Annotated in this window: 5 protein-coding genes; 2 read left to right on the plus strand and 3 right to left on the minus strand. The window is 66.6% G+C overall.

The window, feature by feature from the left end:
• The coding region (imuA, locus tag QZ994_RS18630; RefSeq protein ID WP_290877196.1) for a translesion DNA synthesis-associated protein ImuA at positions 1-676 on the minus strand (676 nt) is incomplete at its 3' end.
• 210 nt (positions 677-886) lie between these two features.
• Here imuA and ribA point away from each other — a divergent pair.
• Both ribA and QZ994_RS18640 read left to right on the plus strand, forming a co-directional pair.
• Positions 887-1,537 carry a GTP cyclohydrolase II gene (gene ribA, locus QZ994_RS18635; protein WP_290877199.1) on the plus strand — a complete coding sequence of 217 codons (651 nt, stop codon included), beginning with the start codon at positions 887-889 and terminating at the stop codon, positions 1,535-1,537.
• Between the two features lie 14 nt (positions 1,538-1,551).
• Entirely contained in the window at positions 1,552-2,490 is a 939-nt protein-coding gene (locus QZ994_RS18640; RefSeq protein ID WP_290877202.1) for a cation diffusion facilitator family transporter, read from the plus strand.
• Here QZ994_RS18640 and QZ994_RS18645 read toward each other — a convergent pair.
• Together QZ994_RS18645 and QZ994_RS18650 are read right to left on the minus strand one after the other, a co-directional pair.
• Positions 2,479-3,735: a diguanylate cyclase gene (locus tag QZ994_RS18645; RefSeq protein ID WP_290877205.1), complete on the minus strand. Its 1,257-nt coding sequence runs from the start codon at positions 3,733-3,735 to the stop codon at positions 2,479-2,481. The two genes, QZ994_RS18640 and QZ994_RS18645, sit on opposite strands and share 12 nt — an antisense overlap.
• A 7-nt stretch (positions 3,736-3,742) precedes the next feature.
• A partial coding sequence (locus QZ994_RS18650; protein WP_290877208.1) for a diguanylate cyclase occupies positions 3,743-4,968 on the minus strand: 1,226 nt, incomplete at its 5' end.

Raw genomic sequence — 4,968 nt, forward strand, 5'->3', positions numbered from 1 at the left:
GCAGGGGGGCGGTCCGAGGCACGGTCATCAGGGGCATGAGCCCGTTGGGCCAGTGCGAAAGGATCACAGGGCGATCCAGGGCTGGCCCACGCCGTTTGAGGATGTCGACCTGCAAGGGGTGGGGCCATGCGCCCAGGCTCAGCCTGAGCCGAAGCGGTGCGGCCGAGGGATCGCCCTGGGCGGCCAGGGGCCTGAACAGGAAGAGCAGGCCTGGGTGCTGCGCCGCACAGGCTTGCAGGCGACGAACTTGCGCTGGCAAGGCCTGCGGAAGCCAGCAGAGCACCGCGCTCAGGCAGGGTGTTTTCAGGGCCTGTTCGGTCGCCCAGAGGCGCTCGGCCGCGGTCTGAGCGCCAATGCGGAGCAGGCGCTCGGCAGGCAGGCCCGCTTGCAGCAAGCCCAGCAGCCCCGGTTCTTGCGGCGGCCCGATCAGGAGCACGCTGCCACCCTGTTCAATCAGCGCACGCAAACTGGGGGCCAACAAGCGCCACTCGGCCTGCGCCGTGTGGGACTGGAGGATGTCGATCGCGCTCTGGCAAGGCCAGCCGCCATCGGGGAGTTCGGCGTCCAGTGCAGGGTGACCGCTGGGGCGCACCACCGTGTGTGCACGGCCCAGGTCCTGTCCTCGCCAGATGGCGCGGGCCACGTGATCGGGCAGGTGGAGGGCGGCGCTGGGCATGGTGGATGCGGCTCAATTGCTGTATGGATATACAGTATCGTAGCGGCTTCGCCGGCCGCCGTCCAGTCGCTTGTGCTGCGCGGGCAGGCCGTGCGACCAGGGCCGTTCTTGGCAATTCACTGCCTTATTTCCCACAGTCGGGTCTTTTTGGCGCCCACAATGGGCGGGTCGGTGGCTTTTGGCAAAATGTGAGCCCCCTGAGGAAAATGAATGTCGAGCCCTGATTCCGCGAGCCTTTCCCCCGTCAGCCCCCTGACGCCGGTCACTTCCGCCCTGGTCGAGTTTCTGGCCGAGGCCCGCGTGCCCACCGAACACGGCAGCTTCACCATGAAGCTCTTCCGCGAAAAAGCCACGGGCCTGGAGCACGTGGCCATGGTCATGGGCGAGGTGGCAGGCAGCGCCCTGGTGCGCGTGCACTCCGAGTGCATGACCGGCGATGTCTTCGGCTCTCTGCGCTGTGACTGCGGCCCGCAGTTGCACTTCGCCATGAACGAGATCGGCAAGAAGGGCAGCGGCGTGGTGCTTTACCTGCGACAGGAAGGCCGTGGCATCGGCCTGGCCAACAAGCTCAAGGCCTACCAGTTGCAGGACCAGGGCATGGACACGGTCGAGGCCAACAACCACCTTGGTTTTGCGGCCGACCTGCGCAACTTCGATGTGGCCGCTCAAATCCTGGGTGAACTGGGGGTCTCTTCCGTCAGGCTGATGACCAACAACCCACGCAAGGTCGACACCCTCAAGGCCCATGGCGTGCAGATCGAAGAGCGTGTGCCCGTGCGCACCGACACCCAGCCTGAAAATGAACGCTACCTGGGCACCAAGGCCCGCAAGCTGGGTCACCACATCGACTGGTTGGGTTGAGGGCGAACGTCACCATGCCGATCGACCTGACCCCGCTCGACGACCCTGAACAGGACACGCCTGAGCGCCATGCCGTGGCCCAGCGCAGCACCCTGGTCAGCGTGGTCGTCAACCTCGTGCTCACCGCCCTGCAGGTGGTGGTGGGTGTGATGGCGCACTCCCAGGCCCTGATCGCCGACGGCATCCACTCCCTCTCCGACCTGATCGCCGACTTTGTGGTGCTGTTCGTCAACAAGCACAGCAGCAAAGAGGCCGACGACGACCACCAGTACGGCCACCACCGTTACGAAACCGCCGCCTCGCTGGTGCTGGGCGGCCTGCTGCTCAGCGTGGGCGTGGGCATGCTGTGGGGCGCGGTGCACAAATTGGGCACGCCCGAGACCATCCCGGCCGTGCAGCCCGTGGCCCTGTATGTGGCCCTGGCCGCACTCGTCGCCAAGGAAGGGCTGTTCCGCTACATGCTGGCCGCGGCCGAGCGGGTGCGCTCCGGCATGCTGGTGGCCAACGCATGGCACGCTCGCTCGGATGCGGCCTCGTCCCTCGTGGTGGCCATCGGCATTGGTGGCAACCTGCTGGGCTACCCCTTGCTCGACCCGGTGGCTGCGCTCATCGTGGGCTTCATGGTCGGCAAGATGGGCTGGGACTTCGCCTGGGACGCCCTGCACGACCTGATGGACCGATCCGTCTCCGACGAGCAGGTCCAGGCCATCAAGGACATCTTGCGCAAGACCCCGGGCGTGCGCGGTGTGCATGACCTGCGCACCCGCAAGATGGGCGACATGATCATGGTCGACGCTCACCTCGAGGTGGACGGCTCCCTCACCGTGCGCGAAGGCCATGACATCGCCACCGATGCCCGCGACCGCGTGATGGCCAGGCTGCCCGTGCTCGACGTGATGGCCCACTTGGACCCGATCGAGGTCCCGACCAAGTCGGCCCTTTCAGGCGCCTGAGGCCAGCGCCACCCGGTTGCGGCCATCGCGCTTGGCCTGGTAGAGCGCCCGGTCTGCCAGCGCGATCAGCTGATCTGGCGCTTGCGTGGCGCTCGCCCGCCCGCAGGCCACTCCCAGGCTCACCGTGAGCACCCGTGCCGTCGAAGAGCCTTCGTGCCGTCGCTGCAAGGCTTCCACGGCCTGACGCACCCGTTCCGCCACCCCGGCGGCATAGGCCGGATCGCTCTGAGGCAGCACGGCGATGAACTCCTCGCCCCCATAGCGGGCCACAAAGTCGGCCGGGCGCTTGAGGTGGTGCTGCAGCACCTCGGCCACCTCGCGCAGGCAGGCGTCGCCAGCCGGATGGCCGTAACGGTCGTTGAACTTCTTGAAGTGGTCCACGTCCAGCATGAGGATGGCCATCTGGCTGCCATCAAAGCCGGCCCGAGCCCAGACACCCTGGAGGTGTTCCTGGAAGTGGCGGCGGTTGTAGAGGCCCGTCAGGCCGTCGACCCGAGACAGGGCCTGGAGCCGTTCGTGCGTGTGGCCCAGCTCCCGCACCAGCCCCCGCTCGCGCAGGGTCAGCAGGAAGCGCCGACGCTCGTCCCGTTCCATCGCGTGGTTGGCGTACAGCGAACACACCACCGTGGCCACCACCATCATGATGATGGGCCAGCCCAGGCGCTCCGGCATGTTCGGCAGCAGCAGCACACCGCCCACGTGGATGGCCAGCACCACCATGGAAAACAGCAGGGCAAGGCCAAAGCGCAGACGCTGCACGATGTTGCCGTAGAGGATGACCACCACGAAGCCCACATGGTAGTGGTGGCTCATGGGGCTGTGGCTGCTGGAGAGGATGAAGGCCAGGCTGGCGGCTGCGATCAGGCCGCTGCCCAGCACCATGACTTCGGTCAGCAGCGGCCAGACCGAGGGTGGCAATCGCCGGGCATGGCGCCACCCCACCCACAGCCCCAGCAAGGACAGGGGTGTGAAGAAAAACAAACGGATCGAGACCGCCAGCCAGAAGACGTCGCGGGCCATCAGGTAATCGACCAGCAGGAAACCGTTGTAGACCAGCAGGGCAAGGAGGCCGCTGATCAGAAAGTGCCTGAGTCGCTGTTCGGCAGAGTCCCGCATGAAGCGGGATTCCAGTTCGGGCGGGAAGCGCAGCGTCAGCAGCCCGCCATCCAGCAACTGGTTGATGCGCTGCATCTCGGCGGCCTCATCGGCCAGCGTGGAGGGCTGGGGCAGGTGGAGAGGGCGCAAGGTGGCCTCAGGCATGGATGCCAAAGGCCAACACGCGGTTGCGCCCCCCTTGTTTGGCCAGGTAGAGCGCCTCGTCGGCCGCGGCGATCAACTGCGTCACGGTGGCATGCGGGGCATTGGGCTTGAGGCAGGCCACGCCAATGCTCACGGTCACGATGGCGTGGGTGGTCGAGGCCGAATGCAGGCGGTTGAGCCCCTCGATGCTTTTGCGCACCCGCTCGGCGGCAGCAACCGCGGTGGACAGCGGCGTGCCGCTGAGCACCACGATGAACTCTTCACCACCGAAGCGCGCAATCAGGTCGTCGGGGCGGCGCAGACGGCGTTTCAGCGCGCTGGCCACTTCTTTCAGGCAGGCGTCGCCTTCGAGGTGGCCGTAGCGGTCGTTGTAGGCCTTGAAGTGATCGATGTCGATCATCATGACCGACACCTCGCGGCCATCCTCACGGGCCGAGGCCCAGATGCGCGCCATGAACTCGTCGAGGTGGTGGCGGTTCGCCACCCCCGTGAGCATGTCGCTGCGAGAGACCTTGTGCAGGTGCTCGTTGGCTTCGCCCAGTTCACTCATCAGCAGGCGTTCGCGCAGGCGCATCAGCCAGTGGCGGCGTTCGTCGGTTTCCTGTGTGAAGCAGGCATAGAGGGTGAACACCGTGGTCGACACCAGCACCAGGCCGATGGGCAGCAGCAAGGCCAGCGGCGCCTCGGGCTTGTGGATGGCACACAGCACAAAGAGCCCCAGCACGACCATGTCCATCCACAAGGCGGGCCAGAAGCGCATCTGGGCCACCGAGTTGGAGAACAGCACGATCATGGCCAGCCCCACCAGGTAGGCGGGTGCCAGCACATCGGTGCTGACATGGCAGATCCAGGCCGAGATGGCCGAGGCCGTGATGCCCGAAACGGCCGTCAGGCCCTCCCTCAGGCGCCAGGAGCGCACGCGCACCAGCAACAGCAGGCCGGCGAGCACCAGGGGCGAGAAGCACAGCAGGCGCAGGCGCAGGGCCAGGTCGAACTGGTCAGGCACCATGAACCAGTCGGACAGCAGGAAGACGTTGAACAGCACCGTCACCAGCAGCCCGCTGACGACGATCTTGCGCATGCGCTCGGGGCTGCTGTCGAGCTGAAAGCGGGCTTCCAGGGAAGGAGGGAAGCGCAGGCCGATCTGCCCTGAACGGATCAGGGCGTCGATGGCTTCGCTGTCCGACGGCCCGACGTCGCCCGGCATCACCGTGGCCT

Origin of the sequence: Aquabacterium sp., from assembly GCF_021768455.1 — a bacterium.
Taxonomy (GTDB): domain Bacteria; phylum Pseudomonadota; class Gammaproteobacteria; order Burkholderiales; family Burkholderiaceae_C; genus Aquabacterium.